Genomic DNA, 17,261 nt, shown 5'->3' with positions numbered 1-17,261 from the left:
GTTCTACGCGACCGGAGGCGGCTGCGCGGGTGCTCGGGTGCGGGGTCGGCCCGCCGTGTTCGGGTGCCGTGGCTCTGGCATGACGCTGAGCGCCTCGCGGTGCTCCCGCGCGCGCGAACCGACGGTGAGTTCCAGGGAACGGACCGCGACGGCGGCGTGGCGAGCGCTCAATGCTGCCGCAACCAGGATGGTCGCGAGACCGGCCGCCAGCAGTCCGGAAGGTTCCGCCTGCGCGACGACGAGCGCGAGGAACGACAGCGTCATGGTCATGACGAGTCGTTGCCTGAGCCAACTCATGGGTACAGGGTAACCCGCCATTAGGTCAGAATGACCAGTTGCTGGGTCGCCCTGGTCATCGCGACATAGCGATCGACTGCCCCTTCGATGCCGTCGCCGAACGATTCCGGGTCGATCAGGATGACCAGGTCGAATTCGAGCCCCTTCGACAGCTCGGGAGTGAGCATGCGAACGCGCGATGGGAGCGTGTCGTGCAGCGGGTCGCCGGCGGCGATCACGCAGGCCACACCTTCGGCGTGCTCGGCCAGCCACGCGTCGAGGATGATACCCACCTCGGAAACCGACCCGTGCCTGACGGGAACTCCGCTGCTGCGGATGGAGGTGGGCACGTTGGCATCCGGCAGCACCGCCCGGATCACCGGCTCCGCCTCTGCCAGGACCTCCCCTGGCGTGCGGTAGTTGATGCTCAGCGAAGCCACGGTGACCTGGTCGAGCCCAATCCGCCTCAGCCGCTCCTCCCACGACTCGGTGAACCCGTGCCGTGCCTGCGCCCGGTCACCGACAATGGTGAAACTCCGTGACGGGCAGCGGATGATCAGCATCTGCCACTCCGCGTCGGTCAACTCCTGCGCCTCGTCGACGACGACGTGCGCGAATGGTCCGGCGAGCAGGTCAGGGTCGGTGGCGGGCAGCGCGGCTTCGTCGTCCAGGGTGTTGCGGAGGTCCTCACCGCGCAACATCGTCATCAAGCCTTCACCGTCGTCGTGCGCCTCCGCAGCGATCAGCTCGTCGACGACCCTGTCCATCCGTTCCCGCTCGGCCGCGACCACCGCCTCGCGTTGCCGTTTGCGACGGGAGGCGCCCGGATCGCCAATCCGTTGCCGTGCCGCATCCAGCAGCGGCAGGTCGGACACCGTCCACGCCATTCCGTCACGACGCTGCAGCTGCCCAACTTCCTCAGCGGTGAGCCACGGGGCGCAACGCCGGAGGTAGGCGGGCACCGACCAGAGGTCTGTGACCACACCGGCCGGGTCGAGCAGCGGCCACGCGCGGGTGAATGCCCGGCTCAACTCCTCGTTCTGCGCGAGGGCCCGGCGCAGCAGGTGCGGCGGTACCTCATTCTCATCGAACCGGTCGGCGGCGATGTCGATGAGCGCTTCCCAGACCTGCTCGCGCGCCTCGTTGTGCGGAGTACCGCCTTCTGGCGCGTCGAACGCCTCGGCCCACTCCTCAGTACTGAGCCAGACATCCGACCACGGCGTCTCGACAGTCATCCCCTGGGTCGGCGGCTGCTCGTAGAACCTGACGGCCGCCCCGATCGCCCCCACCATGGCCGCCGATGCTTTGAGGCGGCTCACCTCGGGGTTGGTTTCGACCGTTGCGGTGGCGCCTCCAGGCACCAGGTCTCGCAACGTGCAGGTCTCCACCCCTTCCTCGCCCAGCCCGGGCAGCACATCGGAAACATAGTCGACGTACGGCTGGTGCGGTCCGACGAAGAGAACCCCGCCCCGGCGGTGCCCGAGGCGCGGATCCGAATACAGCAGGTAGGCGGTGCGGTGCAGCGCGACCACGGTCTTTCCTGTTCCGGGGCCCCCATCGACGACGAGAGCACCGCGAGACCCGGCGCGGATGATCGCATCCTGGTCTGCCTGGATGGTGCCGAGCACATCCCGCATCCGATCCGACCGGTTGCTTCCGAGGCTCGCGATGAAGGCGGACTGGTCATCGAGCGCGGCGTTGCCGTCGAGCCCGTCCGGCGTGAACACCTCGTCCCAATAGTCGGTGATACGGTCAGCCGTCCAGCGATACCGGCGGCGGCTCGCAAGCCCCATCGGGTTGGCGTGCGTCGCCCCGAAGAACGGTTCGGCTGCTGGGGAACGCCAGTCGAGCAGCAATCGGCGGCCATCGCGGTCGGTGAGTCCGAGTCGCCCCACATACACAGGCTCGGAGCCGGCTGCATCGACGATGCGCCCGAGGCAAAGGTCCAGGCCGAAGCGGCGCAGCGCTCGGAGCCTGGCCGTCATCCGGTGGATGTCCAGGTCCCGCTCCAACGCCCCCTGACCACTGCCTCCCGGTTGCTTCCGTGCCGTGTCGAGGCGGTCGGACAGGTCGGCGATCGATTGCTCGAGGCTCGTGGCGATGGCCGCGAAGTGCTGCTCGTCGGCGGCAATTAGCTTCGGGTCATCTTTCGCTGCGAAGCGGTCCGGAAGCTCGAAGACCCTGTCGATCATGGGGTTTACACCTGCACGCATTTCACCACTCCAATTGCCCGTTTCCGGCGTCGACGGACAATTCTGCGTCACGACGGGGGTCTTGCCACAAGCCCCCGTGTCAGCTATAAATTAAGAATGGAAGGGTGTGAAAACGCCCTTCTTCTTTCGTTAAAGCGCCCTAGAGTTCCAACACCAGACGGTCTCCGATGCACCGCGAGACGCAGATCATCATGGTCTCGTTGCTGGCCCGCTCCTCGTCGCTCAGCAGGCTGTCCCGGTGGAGTGGCGTTCCCTTGACAACGACCGTCTCGCAGGTGCCGCAGATGCCTTCCTGGCAGGAGTTGAGGGCCGGAACGCCGCAGCGCATCATCGCGGCCAGGATCGTCTCATCCGCGGCCACCTCGATCTCGGTTCCGTCGCTGGTCTCGACGATGAACGCCGTATCGGAGTCCTCGGCGCCGTTCCCGTCGCCGGTGAACCGTTCGACGTGCAGGCGCGCTGCCGGCCAGCACTCCCCCAAGGCATCCAGCAAAGGGGCAGGGCCACAGGCGTAGATCTCCGGATCGATCAGCCCGAAGGCGGCGATGCCTGCGCCCAGCGGAAGCCTCCCGCCGCTGTCGCTGGTGTGCACGGTGACCCGGTCGCCATACGGCTCCAGCTCATCCAGGAAACCCATCGACTCCCGATTGCGCCCGAGGTAGAGCATCCGCCACGTGATCCCCGCCTGCTCTGCCGCCTTCACCATGGGGAGTATCGGCGTGACGCCGATACCGCCGGCGATGAACAGCACATCAGATGCCGGGGCGCTGTACCTGAAGCTGTGCTTGGGATCGGTTGCACTGAGGGTGTCGCCGACCTGTACCGAGTCATGGACGGTGTCCGAGCCGCCGCGGCCCGCCAGCTCCCTCAGCACCCCAATGCGCCAGCTGCTGCGGTCCGCCGGGTCGGAGCAGAGTGAATACTGCCGGATCAGTCCACCGGGAAGCGTGAGGTCGATATGCGAACCGGGCGTCCACTCGGGCAGCGGGGTGCGGTCAGCACTTTCCAGTGTCAGCGCGAGAACCCGGTCGGCGATTGCTTCACGCCGCAACACCCGCAGCTGGATGCTCACGCCTGCACCGCAGCAATCGCCCGGTCGACTTCACGCACGACAGCGCCATCGATCACCAGCGTCGCCGCAGCGCGGATGCGCGGGTAGAGCACCGCATCGCGAACCAGGTGCCCGTTCGGCCGGCCGTCACTCGACGGGGTGCTGCGCAGCAGCCGTAGCGCCGCGCGGCTAGCCGTACCGATCGCATCCGCACCCACTCCGCGTTCGATCAGCCGCAATTCCAGCGCCTGCGCTGCCATCAGGTACTCGATGGCGACGACCTGCTGGATGTTGCTGACAATGGTGCGCGCGTGCCGACCGGCGTTGTTCGCCATCGAGACGTGGTCCTCCTGGTTGGCGCTGGTCGGGATCGAGTCGACGCTGTCGGGGTGGGCGAGCGTCTTGCAGTCGGAGACGAGCGCGGCCGCCAGGTATTGCGGCAGCATGAACCCGCAGTCCAGGCCGACCTGCTCGCTGGCGATGAGCATGTCCGGAAGCCCACGGTTCAGCGTTCCGTCATCGAGGCGGAACAGCCTCCGCTCGGTGATGTTGCCGATCTCGGTGACGACGATGGAGATGAAGTCGGCCGCGAATGCCACGTACTCGGCGTGGAAGTTGCCGCCGGAGACCGCCTTGAGCGTGCGAGTGCTCGGCAGGTCCGGGAAGATCAGCGGGTTGTCGGTTGCCGCGTTGATCTCGGTCTCGATGATGCCGGTGACGAAGTCGAGGGTGTCTTTCACCGGGCCGAACACCTGCGGAACACAGCGCAGCGAGTAGGCGTCCTGCGGCGGCTGGCGGTCGGGGTCGGTGTCGCGATCACCGGTCACCAATTGGCTGTCTTCCAGCAGCTGGCGGATGCGGGTGGCCACCGCGATCTGCCCCTTCTGTCCCCGGGCCTGGTGCAGTTCGTCGATGAAGGCGTCGCCGAAACCGCGAAGGGCTTCGATCGACATGGCTGCTGTGATGGTCGCGGTCTCCAGCAGCATCCGGGCGTCCCAGAGTGCCAGCCCTGCCTGCGCGGCCGAGAACGACGTGCCGTTCAGCAGGGCAAGGCCGTCCTTCGCGGAGATCGGGATGCGGGCGATCCCGGCGTGCGCCATCGCCTCGACGCCAGAGACAATGCGACCGTCAACGAAGGCTTCGCCGGAGTCGAGCGGGTCGTCCTCGCCGCTGGGCGGGCCGGTCAGCACGATGGCGATGTGGGCCAACGGGATGAGGTCGCCGCTGGCGCCCAGCGAACCGTACTCCGGCACCGCCGGGAACACATCGTGGTTGAGCATGTCGATCAGCCCCTGCACCAGCGAGGGTCGGATGCCGGAGTAACCGCGGGTGAGGCTGACGATCCGAATGAAGATGGTGGCGCGCACGACCTCTTCGTCGACGTTGCGGCCGACGCCGGACGCGTCGGCGAGGATCAGGCGGCGGCTGAGTTCAGCCGCATCCCCCGGGTTGTCGAATGCCCGGCGGCCGGCGAGTGAGCCGAAGCCGGTGTTGATGCTGTAGATCGGCGCCGTCTCCTTGCCCGCGGCCATCCCGTCGATGATTCCGTCGATCCACTCCCGGCTCGGCGCCATCCGCTCGGCAACGCCTGGAGCAAGCGCGACCCGCCGGCGGTGGCGGGCGACATCAACGAGATCGCCGAGGCTTGCGTCGTCATCGCCGATCAAGAGGACGGGTTGCTGGGTCATGCGATCTCCTTGTTCTGGACGCTTGATTGTTCACGTGGCGCCTGTAAGCCGACCTGACTGGCTGGCGCCCACACGCCGAGCGCGTCGGTGAGGTCGGCAGCAGCAGAGTGCAGCACCTGCACGGTGTTCTTCACCCATTCACGCGAGCCGCACCGCGCCTCCGGCCCGGCAACGTTGAGCGAACAGACCGCTTCCCCGCCGAAAAGCACCGGCACGGCAACGGATACCGCCCCGGCGTCGAACTCACCACGGGACAGGGCCCAGCCGACACGGCGGATGGTGGGGATGCTCTGCCTCAACTGCTCGGCAGTCGGGGTGCGGTCGGTGAAGCGCTCCAGCTCGCGACCGAGGACTTGCTTGATCACCGCATCCGGTGCCCAGGCGAGCAGCGTGCGCTGGCCGGCGCCGGCGTGAAGGGGCAGCAATTGGTTGATCGCGAAGGTGTACTTGAGCGATTTGTCGGGCTCCGCGCGCCGCAGGCAGAGCGCACGGGTGCCGACCCGGACGATCATCACCGCGGTCTCCCCGATCTCTTCGACGAGCGCGGCAAGAACTGCCGGCCCGACCTCGGCAAGGTAGGACTGTGCGGAATGGCGCCCGCTGAGCCCGACCAGCGCGGTGCCGGCCTCGTAGCGCCCGCGGTGTTCGCGGACGAACTGGCCGTCGCGCAGCACCCGCAGGTAGCGGTAAGTCGTGCTGACGGGCAGGCCGACCGCGAGTGCGAGCGACGCCGCCGTGTGTTCGCCCGATGCGGCGATCTCGGTGAGCAGCGCCAGTCCGCGCTCAAGGGATGAGTCCACCGGGCACCTCCAGGTTCATTGTCCTAGCCACATGTCGCCAGCCGCGTTGTCGCTAGCCACATGGTCCGCCACTCAGCGGGCAGCATCCAACCGTCATTCTCACAGAGCAAGAACCTGGGTCGCGTCGATTTCCCGTCGCTCGATACGGTGAAGGCCCTTCCCAAGCAAAGGACCAGCGATGACGGATCTCCCCTCGTTCCCCGATGACCCGTACTCCGACGCCAATCTTGCCGACCCCTATCCGCTGTTCGAGCGGATGCGCGCGGCCGGCCCGGCCGTCTGGCTGGAGCGTTACAAGGTGCTCGCCTTCACCCGGCACCAGCTGGTGCGCGACATCCTGGTCGACCATGAAACGTTCATCAATGGCGCGGGCGTCGGGCCGAAGAACCTGCATCATGAGGCTGCTTGGCGACCCCAGGGCATCCTGGAGTCGGACCCGCCCATCCACGGGCAGATGCGCACGGCAATGGTCGACGTGATCTCGCCGCGTGGCGTTCGTGCCCTGCGCGCGCAGTTCCAGGAGTTCGCCGACGAGTTGGTGGACCGCCTGGTAGCCCAGGGCGAGTTCGACGCGGTCACCGAACTCGCCGAAGTGTTCCCCATCCGGGCTTTCGGCGACGCGGTCGGCATCCCGCGCGAGGGGCGGATGGAGAACCTGCTCCCCCACGGCGCGATGAACTTCAGCGCCTTCGGCCCCGAAGACGATCGTTACCGCCACTACTTCGAGAAGGGCGAAGGCACCAGGGACTGGGTGATGGCGAATTGTGCACGCGACAACCTCGATCCGGACGGACTGGGCGCGAAGATCTGGGAGCATGCGGACGCCGGCGCCATCACCGAAGACCAGGCGGCACTGCTGGTGCGTGCGCTGCTGTCCGCCGGGCTCGACACGACCGCGCTGGCGATCGGCAACACGCTGCGGAGCCTCACCGATACCGCAGCCGACTGGCACACCGTGCACGAGAAGCCGTCAATGATGAAGTTCGCCATCGATGAGGCGCTGCGCTTCGAATCGCCGTTCCAGTCGTTCTTCCGCACCACCTCGCGCGCGGTCGAGTTCCACGGCATCCGCCTTGAAGAGGATCAGAAGGTCATGGTGTTCCCGGGTGCGGCGAACCGCGACACGGAGCAGTGGGGGGCGGATGCCGACAGCTACCGCATCGACCGGCAGGCCGGCGGCCACCTGGCTTTCGGGATGGGCATCCACCAGTGCGTCGGCCAGCCCATCTCCCGGTTGGAGATGGACGTCGTGCTGACCACCCTCGCGACTCGCGTGAGGAGCATCGAGCGCCTGGGTGAGCCGGTTCCGTACCTCCACAACACGCTGAAGGGCGTGGCGTCGCTGCCCGTTCGGGTGGTCGCCGCCTGAGCCCACATCCGCTCGCTTGCCCGCCACTTTGAGGGATCTTTTGTGCGACTCGCACGGTATGAGGGAGTTTTTTGCGAGTGGCGTGCGGTTTCTCCTGCTTTTCGGCTACTCCGGCAGCAGTGCTTGCGCGTAGTTGGTCACGGAGCGCTGGTAGCGGGGCAGGTGGGGGGCCAGCGCGGCAAGCGCCATGGCGGCAGCCTCCCGTTCGCGGCCGACGTCGATGAGCGCGAACGCGAGGAACGCACGAACGGCATCATCCAGTTCGTCGGTGCGGGCGTCGCGCTCTTCCTCCAGCAGCGAGACGCTTTCGGATGCCTGGCCGAGGTTCCGCAGGGAACTGGCCAGCTGGATCACCGCCTGGCGATGCCTGCTCTCGTCGAGTCCCAGCTGCAGAGCACGACGGTAGTGGGGCACGGCGAGGTCGCTGTGACCGGTGGAGTCGTAAGCGCCACCGAGTTCGTGGGCCGCGACCGCATCATCCGCCGGTCGCTCCGAGACCAGGCGAGTCATCTCCAGCACGAAGGCGTCCGGCCCGTAGCTGTCGATGAGTGCCCAGAGCGCATCCGCTCGCTGCTGCCAGGTCGTGCTGTTCGTATTCACGAGGCAAACCTATCGCCGCAGCCACGGCTGCACGAACACGGTTGGCACCGACGGCATTGTGCGTGAGGATGGCAGGACTACTTTCGGGAGGCACACAATGGCGACAATCGACGAGTACATCGCGGGGCTTGACGCCCCCAACGACGTCATTGCGGCGGCACTGCGGGCGCACCTCGACACCGGGCTGCCGGATGCGGTCGGCCAGGTCTGGCACGGGCATCCGGTGTGGATGATGGGCACGACGCCAGTGGCGGGCTTCAAGGCGTTCCCGAACTATGTGACCTTCATGCTGTGGCGAGGGCAATCGATCAACGACGACACCGAGACGCTGGTGCCGAGCGGTTCAGCCGACATGGCGACGCTCAAGATCGCCGACAGCGACGGGTTCGACGGTGAAGTGCTCGACGACTGGCTGAGGCAGGCACGCGAACTGGCGGGGGGCGACTAGAAGTCGACCCTGTTGTCACGGGATGCACGGGTCTACGCTATGAGCCATGTCGGCCGAACCGGATGACTATTCCCGGGCCCTGAATCAAGCGCACCACCACGCTGAACAATGGCTTACGTCGATGCCGTCGCGAGAGGTTCGGCCGCAGCTGACCGCCGACCAACTGGCGACGCAATTCGACGAACCGTTCCACGAGGATGGCGCAGACCCTGTCGATGTGGTCGATGAGCTGGTCCGGCGGGTTGAGCCAGGACTGATGGCCATGCCCTCCGGCCGGTTCTTCGGCTGGGTGATCGGCGGCACCCTGCCTGCCGCACTCGGCGCCGACTGGCTGGTGAGTGCGTGGGACCAGAACACGGCACTCCGGTTTGCCACTCCAGGTGTGGCAGCCGTGGAACAGAATGCCGGCGACTGGCTGCTCGACCTGCTCGGGCTCCCAGCCGGCTGCGATGTCGGCTTCACCACCGGTGCCACGATGGCCAACTTCGTCGGCCTGGCAGCGGCGCGACAGGATGTGCTCGACCGTGCGGCCTGGGACCTCACCACGAACGGTCTGACCGGCGCACCCAGGGTGACCGTTCTCGTGGGTGCCGACCGTCACGCATCCGTCGACCTCGCCCTGAAGTACCTGGGGCTCGGCAAGCCGACCGTGATGGCGGCGGATGCGCAGGGGCGGCTGGTCGTCGACGCGCTGGCCGAGGCGCTCAGCAAGGCGGACGGGCCGAGCATTGTCTGCCTGCAGGCCGGCAACCTGCATTCCGGCGCGTTCGACCCGATTGCCGAAGCGACAGCGCTTGCTCACGAGCATGGCGCGTGGGTCCACGTGGACGGCGCTTTCGGGCTGTGGGCTGCTGCCAGCCCCACCCACCGGGCGCAGCTGTCCGGGCTGGGGTCCTGCGACTCCTGGGCGACCGACGCACACAAGACGCTGAACGTCCCGTACGACTGCGGCGTGGCGATCGTGGCGCGTCCGGATGTCGTTCGGTCGGTTTTCACCACGCACACCAGCTACCTGATGACCGACGACAGCGGCCCCGGCGACCCGTTCGAGAAGGTGCCGGAGTTCTCCCGGCGGGCTCGCGGCGTGCCGGTCTGGGCGGCGTTGCGCGCACTCGGACGCACTGGGGTGGTCGGCATGGTGGACCGCATGGTGGAGATCGCCCAGGAGTTCGCGGAAACGCTCGGCCGGCTTCCCGGGGTCGAGGTCCTCAACGACGTCGTCTTCACCCAGGTGTGCCTGAGCTTCGGCTCCGACGAGAGAACCCGCAGCATCACCGCGCGGCTGCTGGCCGACGGCACCACCTGGATGTCCGGCTCGCACTGGGCCGGCCGCGATGTGCTGCGGATCTCGGTCAGCAACTGGTCGACGGATGCCGACGACGTGGCGGCGTCAGTGGATGCGATCGAACGGGCGATCGCATCCGAAGACGCCGGCTAGCTGCTCTTCAGCAACTCGTCGAGGCGCTCGTACCCTTCGTTGATGCCCTTCTCCATGCCGGACTCCGCCATCCCGTCCCGGTCTTCGACCGACTGGTAGGCGGAGTGGTTGACGATGCGCGTGCGCCCGTCGCCCAGGTCTTCAAACGTGACGGATTCGAGGCTCACGTGCCCCGGCCATCCGTCGAACTCGAAGGTCTGAACCAGCGTGTCGCCGGAAACCGAGTGGAAGACGCCGCTGAATCCGTAGGCGTTGCCCTCCGGGTCGCGGTGCGTGTACTGGTAGCGTCCGCCGGTCTCACCATTCCACTCATTGACTTCCATTTCGTAGCCGCGTGGGCCAAGCCATTGGGCGATGAGGTCCCGGTCCAGGTAGGCGCGGCGCACGGCATCCTTCGGCGCATCGAACTCACGCACGATGTCGATAAACGGCAGTCCGTCGGGAATGGTGATGGTGGTGGGGTTGGTGCTTGTCATCTTTCCTTCTCCTTCATCGTTTCGAGCAGGCTGTCGAGGCGCCGGAATCGGCCCTCGGCGACGAGGCGATAGGTGTCGATCCACTCGGTGAGTGCCTCCAGCGCAAGCGGCTCGAGGTGGCACGGGCGGGTCTGCGCGTCACGACTCCTGCTGATCAGCCCGGCTGCCTCGAGCACCTGGATGTGCTTGGAAACACCCTGCTTGGTGATCTGGAACGGCTCGGCGAGCTCGTTCACCGTCGCGGGACCGGTCGACAGCCGGGCGACGATCTTGCGTCGTACCGGGTCGGCAAGCGCCAGGAAGGCCCGGTCCAGCTGGGCCTCAGAGGCGTCCGTGTCAGTCATTATCAACCTATCGCTTTATCAACCAATTGGTTGATAACAAGAAGATACGCCTCCGCCGGCCAGCGGTCAATACCCCGACCAGATTCAGTCGTCGCTGGAGTGGATGGTGCGCCGCGCCGACAGCAGGTCGATCTCGGGCCGTTCGGCGATCATCCGTTCAACCTGGTCGAGCACCTCCACCACGCGCGAGCCGTCAGCGGCGACAACGGCGACACCGATCGCTGCTCGACGGTGCAGGTCGAGACTGCCCACCTCGGAGACACTCACCTCGAACCGTCGGCGCACCTCCGCGATCACCGGCCGCACCACGGAGCGTTTCTCCTTAAGCGAGTGCACGTCGCCGAGCAGGATGTCGAACTCGATCGCCCCAACCCACATGCCGTCATCCCTTCACTCGCGGGCGAGTGTACGCGTGGCGATGGCGGCTACGCGAGGATTCCATGGAGCACTCAGATGCGCTGGCTAACGTCGTGATCGGCTCGACAACAACACGCTTGATAAAGACGCGGGGCGGCATGGGTGTAAGGCGCGGCAGAACATCCAGTCTCCTGATGAGCTGGCCGGCTGACCCGGAGCGCCGCAATACACTGGGCGCGTGGAGCAACTCCTGATTTCGGTGCTGACGCTGGGCGTTGGTGCCTGGGTGGGCGGCTTCGCCACGGTATTCGTCGTGTCGCGCAGCAGCAAAGCGGCTCTCCAGGCGGCCGGGCGGGTGGCCCTGTTCCGCGATCTGGGCCGACGGTATGCGGTGGTGGCGGCCATCGCGATGGCGTTGATCCTCGTCCCAGCCACTGTGCTCACCATTCTCGAGCCGAACACCACTGTCATTGCCGCACTTGCGGTAGCCGTGGCGCTCATCGCCGCCAGCATCCCGGCGATCGCCCAGGCAGGGCGAATGGGAAGACTGCGACGCGAAGCCCTTGCCGCTCCGGATGATGCGGCGAAAGCATCCGCTGTGCTTCGCGGTTCGCGCTCGGCTGCCGTGCTGCGTGGCGCTCTCGGGCTCGGCAGCCTGGTGCTGGTCGTGCTGGCGGTCGCGCTGAACCTACAGCGTTAAGACGTGCCGCCTCGGTTCTTGGAGGTGGCCCACTCGTCTTCGAACATCCGCGGACGCAGCAGGACTGCGCCGGAGATCGCCATCCCCACGACAGTGCTGATCAGGAAGAGGATCGGAACAGTCCACCCTCCGGTCAGGTCGCGCAGGATACCCAGCATCACCGGGCCCAGGGCACCGATGAGGTAGCCCATTCCCTGCGTGAATCCGCTCAACGCGATCGCGCCCTGGTGGGTGCGAGTGCGCAGGTTGATGAGCACCAGCGCGAGCGGGAAGTGCATCGCACCCAGGCCGGCGACCACCACCCACAGCACGGTCAGCGCACCAGGGGCGAGGAGCAGCCCGAGATACCCGCCGGCGTAGAGGAGGCACCCGGCAACGGTCAACGGACCGGCGCTGCCTCGCCGCACCGCCAGAACCGGAACGACTACCGCCAGCGGAACACCCATGCCGGCGTACACCGCGAGCAGCGCACCCCCGGTCGCCGGGGTGATGTCGGTCACCTCCAGCAGGATCTCCGGCAGCCACGCGAACATGCCGAAGATGTTGATCGAGGTCATGCCGAAGAACACCGCGAGCGCCCAGGCCAATCGGGAACTCCAGACGCTTCCCACCAGAGCCGGGGTGGCGACGTCGTCACGTTCGGCGGAGTCCGCACTCCGCGGTTCGCGGCGGCGGACCAGCGCGATCCACGGGATGACGGCCACGGCCGCCAGGGCGGCCCACATGCCGACGGACACCCTCCAGCCGAACCCGTCGGCGACGGGCACTGCCACCAGCGCCGGAACCATGCTGAAGAACGTCATGCAGGTGACATACAGTGACGTCACTCCGCCGATGCGGTCGGGAAAATACTTCTTCACGATGGGCGGCAGTACGACGTTGGCGACGCCGACGGCGGCGAAGGCGACGCCGCTTGCCACCGCAAGACTCAGGTAGCTGCCGGATGTCCCCCGCCAGACATGCGTGAGCGTCATCACCACCAGGGCGACGAGAAGCAGTGTCTCCAGGCGCAGCCGCCGTCTCAGCAGCGGTGTCAGGAGGCCGAAAATGGCGAAGAGCAGCGGGGGCAGTGTGCCGAGTAGTCCGATGCGGATGCTGGTGAGCGGCAGGTCCGCGTCGATCTCGCCGAAGATGGGCGACAGGGCCCCGACCGCGGTGCGAAGGCTGAGCGCGACCAGGATGATGCCGACCAGCACTACCGAGCGGCCGGCCCAGACCGGGAGCGGATGCTGGGTGCTCGGCATTAGTCCAACCTAACCTCCGCCACCGGGGCTGGACCGGGGCCGCGCGGGGGCTCAGCCCTTGGCGACGGTGACGCTGACCGGTGTCGGGTTCGCGAACAGGTCGAAGACCGGGCAGTGGGCGTCGACGACTTCGCGGAGCTCCTGGTAGCGCGCATCCGTTTCCGGCCCGGTGATCGTCACGGCCAACCGCACGGCGCTGAAGCCCGGGCGAACAGAGTTGTCGATGCCGAAGAGGCGCCTGGCGTCGAGGTCTCCCTCGGCTTTCACATCGATGTCGTCCACCTGGATGCCGAGTGCTTGGGCGTAGAGCCGGTAGACGACGACCTGGCAGGAGATGAGCGCGCCGAGTGCGAACTCGACCGGGCTGGCGGCAACGTCGTCGCCGGCGAGGGCATCCGGCTCATCGACGAGGAAGGCATGCTTGCCCGCGGTAATCGCTGTCGCCACTGAGCCGACGCCGGAGCCGTTCACCCGGTAGGTGAGCAGGGCCGTTTTCGGGTCGGCGGAAATCCGGTTCGCCCACGCGGCACCCGCATCGGTGAGCCTGTCGGCACGCTCGGCGGCGGCAACTGTTGGAACGGTGGATGGGTTTGTGGAGGTTTCGAGAAGTGTCATGCGGCGACGCTACCGAACGTGCCCAGACGGCGTCGGAACACTACGTCACACGGCGAAACCGGGCGTAACTTCGGCCTGAGTTCGGGCCTAATTCTCCCCGCCGAGGTTGCCGGCCAGACGACCGTGCATCGAGGTGCTCGCCTCGTTCATCCCGACCAGGACCACACGCTTGCCGTGACGTTCGTACTTGTTGGTTATCGCGTCGAGGGCTGCCACCGTCGAGGCGTCCCACACGTGGGACTGCGACATGTCGATCACGACGCGCTCCGGGTCATCCGCGTACTCGAACAGGGTGGTCAGGTCGTTGCTGGAGGCGAAGAAGAGTTCGCCGCTGACCGTGTAGTACGCGGTCGGTACGACCTCGTCGTCGGGCAGGGTTCGCGTGACGGTGACGAAGTGGGCGACCCGACGCGCGAAGGCGACCATCGCCACAAGCACACCAACGATCACGCCGATCGCGAGATTGTTGGTGGCAACGACCACCGCGACGGTGGCGACCATGACCGTGGTCTCGCTTTTCGGCATCCGCTTCAACGTGGACCAGCGGATGCTGTGCCAGTCGAAGGTGAGAACCGACACCATCACCATGACGGCCACCAGGGCGGCCATCGGGATGATGGCGACCAGGTCGCCGAGACCGACCACGAGGATCAGCAGGAAGGCGCCGGCCAGGAAGGTGGAGATGCGGGTGCGGGCACCGGACGCCTTCACGTTGATCATGGTCTGGCCGATCATGGCGCAGCCGCCCATACCGCCGAAGAGGCCGGAAAGCACGTTGGCGACGCCCTGGGCCCACGACTCCCGGGTCTTGTTCGAGTGCGTGTCTGTGATGTCGTCGACCAGTTTGGCGGTCATCAGCGACTCCATCAGGCCGACCAGCGCCATGGCGAGTGCGTAGGGCGCGATGATGGCGAAGGTGTCCCAGGTGAGCGGCACCGTGGGGATGAAGAACTCGGGCAGGCTCTTCGGCAGTTCACCCTCGTCGCCGACCGTCGGCACGGCGGCGGCCATGGTCACCGTGATGACGGTCAACACCACGATCGCGATGAGCGGAGCCGGAACCACCTTGGTGATGCGCGGCATGACCACCATGATCAGGATGCCGCCGGCCACCAGCGGGTAGACCAGCCACGGTACGCCGATCAGGTGCGGCAGTTGGGCGATGAAGATCAGGATGGCGAGCGAGTTGACGAACCCGACCATGACGCTGCGCGGGATGAACCGCATCAGCTTGGCGACACCGACCAGTCCGAGCATTATCTGGAAGAGGCCGGCGAGGATCACTGTGGCGAGGAAGTACTCGATGCCGTGCTCGCGGGCGACCGGCGCGATAACCAGGGCGACGGCGCCGGTCGCCGCCGAGATCATGGCCGGCCTGCCGCCGAGGAAGGCGATGGTGACGGCCATGACGAACGAGGAGAACAGGCCGTACCGCGGGTCGACGCCGGCAATGATGGAGAAGGAGATTGCTTCGGGGATGAGTGCCATCGCGACCACGAGGCCGGCCAGGACTTCGCGGGTCAGCAGCCGTGGAGAGCGGAGTGCGGTCAGTACCGAGGGGTCCGGCCTATAGCGGGTGTGTTCGGCGCGGTTGCGGTCAGTGGCAGTCATGGGAGTCCTTGCAAGTGGGGGCCGCATACACCCTAGCCGCGCTTGCATTGGCCCCCCGACGAGATGAGCATGGACGCATGCCCACCCGACTGCTGCTGATCGCAGACACCCATCTGCCGAAGCGTGCCCGGCAACTGCCCGAGCAGGTATGGCAGGCGGTCGATGACGCGGATGCGGTTGTCCACGCCGGAGACTGGGTGCACCTTACGCTCCTGGACGAGTTGGAGCAGCGCGCCTCACGGCTGGTCGGGGTCTGGGGTAACAATGACGGGCCGGAGCTGAGGGCACGGCTGCCGGAGGTCGCGCGCGCGGTGATTGACGGCATCCGCTTCGCTGTGGTGCACGAGACTGGTTCGGCAGCCGGGCGTGAGGCGCGGTGCGATGCAGCATTTCCGGACACCGACGTTCTCGTGTTCGGGCACAGTCACATCCCGTGGGACACCACGACGCCACGCGGGCTGCGACTGCTGAACCCCGGCTCCCCCACCGACCGGCGACGCCAGCCGGCCTGCACCTACCTGACCGCGGTGGCGGATGCCGGCACCCTCCGTGATGTGGAGTTGGTTGACGTGCCAGGTCGAGTACTTAAAGACGATTGAGTTTGTCGCAACCAGTCGGGCTTGCCCAGACAGCACCGACTCGTCGCATGACGCGCAAGGTTCGCTGGCGCGCGTACGGATCCGCCTCGCGAGGAACCCAGACGCTAGCCGATCGGAGCTGCGCCCACGCATTTTCACAAGCGACCCTCCGATCGGTGCGCGTGGACGTCGTGCTGTTCACCACCGCTGACCCAGACGGCAAAGTGCGCGGAGAGGGTGTGACGCGACAGATCGCCTACCTATGCTGGGGTGAAATTCGAGGAGCAGGAATGTCCGCACCCAGTTCGGTTCGATCTCCTTCCTCCGCCCGGCGGAGCGTTCTCTGGATGGCCGTGGTCATCACGTTGCTGCTCTCGCTGGGCTGGGGGCTGTTCTTCATCGTGGTGCTGCCCGGTGACTTCGGGCTGGGCAACAATCAGACCTTCGGTCTCGGACTGGCCTTCACCGCCTTCACCCTGGGTGCCAGACACGCTTTCGATGCCGACCATATCGCCGCGATCGACAACACCACCCGCAAGCTGGTGAGCGAGGGTGGCCAGCCGATGTCGGTCGGCTTCTGGTTCGCGCTCGGCCACTCCACCGTGGTACTCGTCGCCGTCGGCCTGCTGGCGGCGGGGCTCAACGGACTCGCCGAACAGCTCTCGGACGACGGCTCCGCCCTCGCGGCCGTCACCAGCACCTGGGGGCTGATTGTCTCCGGCGCCTTCCTGTTGCTGATCGGTACCGTGAACCTATTCTCCCTCACCAGGATCTGGCGTACCTTCCGACGGCTGAGCACAGGCGAATTCAGTGAGGAGCAACTCGAGGAGCAACTGCAGGACCGCGGAGTGGTCAACCGGGTGCTCGGCCCACTGGCCCGACGCATCGACAAGCCCTGGAAGATGTACCCGGTCGGGTTGTTGTTCGGCCTCGGCTTCGACACGGCCACCACCATCGGGCTGTTCGTCATCGGCAGTGGGGCTGCGCTGGCCGCGCCATGGTATGTGGTGCTGGTGCTTCCCATCCTGTTCGCCGCCGGCATGACCCTCTTCGACACGATCGACGGCATCTTCATGAACCGGGCATACGCCTGGGCCTACGCCCGCCCGGTGCGCAAGGTGTATTACAACCTGACGGTGACCGTGCTGTCCGTGCTCATCGCCTACCTGGTCGGTGGGGTGGCGTTGCTCGGACTGCTGGCGGTGAGCATCCGAGCGGATGCCGGGCCGCTCGCCTGGATCGCCTCGCTCCAGCTCGAATATTTCGGTTTCATGATTGTCGGCTTGTTCCTGCTGACCTGGCTGGGTTCGCTCGCCTACTGGAAGCTGGCCAAACTCGACGGTTGTTCTCCGGCACCGAACTGAGGTTCGCACTCCTTGTCCCGTCCCGATCCCGGGGGTACGCTCGCGCCAACCCACGCCGCCGTAGGACGGCTGTGCTGAAACTCTGGAGC

18 protein-coding genes are annotated in these 17,261 nt (G+C 66.6%); 6 read left to right on the top strand and 12 right to left on the bottom strand.

All coding sequences use genetic code 11. From position 1 onward, the window contains the following. Positions 1-3: 3 nt before the first annotated feature. The 5 genes from ACX3PH_RS06575 to ACX3PH_RS06555 all read right to left on the bottom strand — a co-directional run bounded on the left by ACX3PH_RS06575 (position 4) and on the right by ACX3PH_RS06555 (position 6,028). A complete protein-coding gene (locus tag ACX3PH_RS06575; protein ID WP_459090647.1) occupies positions 4-297 on the bottom strand; it encodes a hypothetical protein in 294 nt (97 codons plus the stop codon). Positions 298-317: 20 nt separating this feature from the next. Continuing rightward, entirely contained in the window at positions 318-2,468 is a 2,151-nt protein-coding gene (gene helR / locus ACX3PH_RS06570; RefSeq protein WP_459090645.1) for an RNA polymerase recycling motor ATPase HelR, read from the bottom strand. 160 nt (positions 2,469-2,628) lie between these two features. Beyond that, on the bottom strand, positions 2,629-3,561 hold the full coding sequence (locus tag ACX3PH_RS06565) for a PDR/VanB family oxidoreductase (protein WP_459090643.1): 933 nt from the start codon (positions 3,559-3,561) through the stop codon (positions 2,629-2,631). Beyond that, positions 3,558-5,228: an HAL/PAL/TAL family ammonia-lyase gene (locus ACX3PH_RS06560; RefSeq protein WP_459090641.1), complete on the bottom strand. Its 1,671-nt coding sequence runs from the start codon at positions 5,226-5,228 to the stop codon at positions 3,558-3,560. The genes ACX3PH_RS06565 and ACX3PH_RS06560 overlap by 4 nt, the downstream gene beginning before the upstream one ends. After that, positions 5,225-6,028 carry an IclR family transcriptional regulator gene (locus tag ACX3PH_RS06555; protein WP_459090639.1) on the bottom strand — a complete coding sequence of 268 codons (804 nt, stop codon included), beginning with the start codon at positions 6,026-6,028 and terminating at the stop codon, positions 5,225-5,227. Before ACX3PH_RS06555 ends, ACX3PH_RS06560 begins: the two co-directional genes overlap by 4 nt. A 178-nt stretch (positions 6,029-6,206) precedes the next feature. On the opposite strand from ACX3PH_RS06555, the gene ACX3PH_RS06550 reads away from it, so the two are divergent. Next, positions 6,207-7,397, top strand: a complete 1,191-nt coding sequence (locus ACX3PH_RS06550) for a cytochrome P450 (protein WP_459090637.1) — start codon at positions 6,207-6,209, stop codon at positions 7,395-7,397. Positions 7,398-7,502: 105 nt separating this feature from the next. Here the strand turns inward: ACX3PH_RS06550 and ACX3PH_RS06545 are convergent, their stop codons facing one another. Next, entirely contained in the window at positions 7,503-7,997 is a 495-nt protein-coding gene (locus ACX3PH_RS06545; protein WP_459090635.1) for a tetratricopeptide repeat protein, read from the bottom strand. 97 nt (positions 7,998-8,094) lie between these two features. Here ACX3PH_RS06545 and ACX3PH_RS06540 point away from each other — a divergent pair, with 97 nt between their 5' ends. Then, positions 8,095-8,445, top strand: coding sequence for a DUF1801 domain-containing protein (locus tag ACX3PH_RS06540; protein WP_459090633.1), 351 nt, complete (start codon positions 8,095-8,097; stop codon positions 8,443-8,445). A gap of 46 nt (positions 8,446-8,491) precedes the next feature. Continuing rightward, on the top strand, positions 8,492-9,883 hold the full coding sequence (locus ACX3PH_RS06535) for a pyridoxal phosphate-dependent decarboxylase family protein (protein WP_459090631.1): 1,392 nt from the start codon (positions 8,492-8,494) through the stop codon (positions 9,881-9,883). Here ACX3PH_RS06535 and ACX3PH_RS06530 read toward each other — a convergent pair. The 3 genes from ACX3PH_RS06530 to ACX3PH_RS06520 form a co-directional block, all read right to left on the bottom strand. Further along, positions 9,880-10,359, bottom strand: a complete 480-nt coding sequence (locus ACX3PH_RS06530; RefSeq protein ID WP_459090629.1) for an SRPBCC family protein — start codon at positions 10,357-10,359, stop codon at positions 9,880-9,882. The two genes, ACX3PH_RS06535 and ACX3PH_RS06530, sit on opposite strands and share 4 nt — an antisense overlap. Continuing rightward, on the bottom strand, positions 10,356-10,703 hold the full coding sequence (locus tag ACX3PH_RS06525; protein ID WP_459090627.1) for an ArsR/SmtB family transcription factor: 348 nt from the start codon (positions 10,701-10,703) through the stop codon (positions 10,356-10,358). Before ACX3PH_RS06525 ends, ACX3PH_RS06530 begins: the two co-directional genes overlap by 4 nt. A gap of 84 nt (positions 10,704-10,787) precedes the next feature. Continuing rightward, positions 10,788-11,081, bottom strand: coding sequence for a DUF503 domain-containing protein (locus ACX3PH_RS06520; protein ID WP_459090625.1), 294 nt, complete (start codon positions 11,079-11,081; stop codon positions 10,788-10,790). Between the two features lie 217 nt (positions 11,082-11,298). On the opposite strand from ACX3PH_RS06520, the gene ACX3PH_RS06515 reads away from it, so the two are divergent. Continuing rightward, positions 11,299-11,760, top strand: a complete 462-nt coding sequence (locus ACX3PH_RS06515; RefSeq protein WP_459090623.1) for a hypothetical protein — start codon at positions 11,299-11,301, stop codon at positions 11,758-11,760. Here ACX3PH_RS06515 and ACX3PH_RS06510 read toward each other — a convergent pair. From ACX3PH_RS06510 to ACX3PH_RS06500, 3 genes are all read right to left on the bottom strand, one after another. Next, complete coding sequence (locus ACX3PH_RS06510; RefSeq protein WP_459090621.1) at positions 11,757-13,004, bottom strand: MFS transporter; 1,248 nt, start codon at positions 13,002-13,004, stop codon at positions 11,757-11,759. The genes ACX3PH_RS06515 and ACX3PH_RS06510 overlap by 4 nt on opposite strands. 51 nt (positions 13,005-13,055) lie before the next feature. Further along, positions 13,056-13,619: an OsmC family protein gene (locus ACX3PH_RS06505; RefSeq protein ID WP_459090619.1), complete on the bottom strand. Its 564-nt coding sequence runs from the start codon at positions 13,617-13,619 to the stop codon at positions 13,056-13,058. A gap of 87 nt (positions 13,620-13,706) precedes the next feature. After that, the gene (locus ACX3PH_RS06500) at positions 13,707-15,230 is read right to left on the bottom strand and encodes a SulP family inorganic anion transporter (protein ID WP_459090617.1); all 1,524 of its coding nucleotides are present in this window, start codon (positions 15,228-15,230) and stop codon (positions 13,707-13,709) included. A gap of 77 nt (positions 15,231-15,307) precedes the next feature. Here ACX3PH_RS06500 and ACX3PH_RS06495 point away from each other — a divergent pair, with 77 nt between their 5' ends. Beyond that, positions 15,308-15,829 (top strand): metallophosphoesterase family protein, encoded by a 522-nt coding sequence (locus tag ACX3PH_RS06495; protein ID WP_459090615.1) that lies wholly within the window; start codon positions 15,308-15,310, stop codon positions 15,827-15,829. Between the two features lie 326 nt (positions 15,830-16,155). Then, complete coding sequence (locus ACX3PH_RS06490; RefSeq protein WP_459090613.1) at positions 16,156-17,172, top strand: HoxN/HupN/NixA family nickel/cobalt transporter; 1,017 nt, start codon at positions 16,156-16,158, stop codon at positions 17,170-17,172. Positions 17,173-17,261: the final 89 nt, after the last annotated feature.

The sequence above is a fragment of the Homoserinimonas sp. A520 genome, assembly GCF_054489245.1.
The sequence above is the reverse complement of the archived record's forward strand: the minus strand, read 5'-3'. Positions and strand labels throughout refer to the sequence as shown.

Coding starts and splice junctions, on each gene's coding strand:
- ACX3PH_RS06510 (WP_459090621.1), bottom strand. CDS start 13,004: ATGCCGAGCACCCAGCATCCGCTCCCGGTCTGGGCCGGCCGCTCGGTA.
- ACX3PH_RS06495 (WP_459090615.1), top strand. CDS start 15,308: ATGCCCACCCGACTGCTGCTGATCGCAGACACCCATCTGCCGAAGCGT.
- ACX3PH_RS06505 (WP_459090619.1), bottom strand. CDS start 13,619: ATGACACTTCTCGAAACCTCCACAAACCCATCCACCGTTCCAACAGTT.
- ACX3PH_RS06530 (WP_459090629.1), bottom strand. CDS start 10,359: ATGACAAGCACCAACCCCACCACCATCACCATTCCCGACGGACTGCCG.
- ACX3PH_RS06550 (WP_459090637.1), top strand. CDS start 6,207: ATGACGGATCTCCCCTCGTTCCCCGATGACCCGTACTCCGACGCCAAT.
- ACX3PH_RS06525 (WP_459090627.1), bottom strand. CDS start 10,703: ATGACTGACACGGACGCCTCTGAGGCCCAGCTGGACCGGGCCTTCCTG.
- ACX3PH_RS06540 (WP_459090633.1), top strand. CDS start 8,095: ATGGCGACAATCGACGAGTACATCGCGGGGCTTGACGCCCCCAACGAC.
- ACX3PH_RS06500 (WP_459090617.1), bottom strand. CDS start 15,230: ATGACTGCCACTGACCGCAACCGCGCCGAACACACCCGCTATAGGCCG.
- helR (WP_459090645.1), bottom strand. CDS start 2,468: ATGATCGACAGGGTCTTCGAGCTTCCGGACCGCTTCGCAGCGAAAGAT.
- ACX3PH_RS06490 (WP_459090613.1), top strand. CDS start 16,156: ATGGCCGTGGTCATCACGTTGCTGCTCTCGCTGGGCTGGGGGCTGTTC.
- ACX3PH_RS06575 (WP_459090647.1), bottom strand. CDS start 297: ATGAGTTGGCTCAGGCAACGACTCGTCATGACCATGACGCTGTCGTTC.
- ACX3PH_RS06535 (WP_459090631.1), top strand. CDS start 8,492: ATGTCGGCCGAACCGGATGACTATTCCCGGGCCCTGAATCAAGCGCAC.
- ACX3PH_RS06520 (WP_459090625.1), bottom strand. CDS start 11,081: ATGTGGGTTGGGGCGATCGAGTTCGACATCCTGCTCGGCGACGTGCAC.
- ACX3PH_RS06560 (WP_459090641.1), bottom strand. CDS start 5,228: ATGACCCAGCAACCCGTCCTCTTGATCGGCGATGACGACGCAAGCCTC.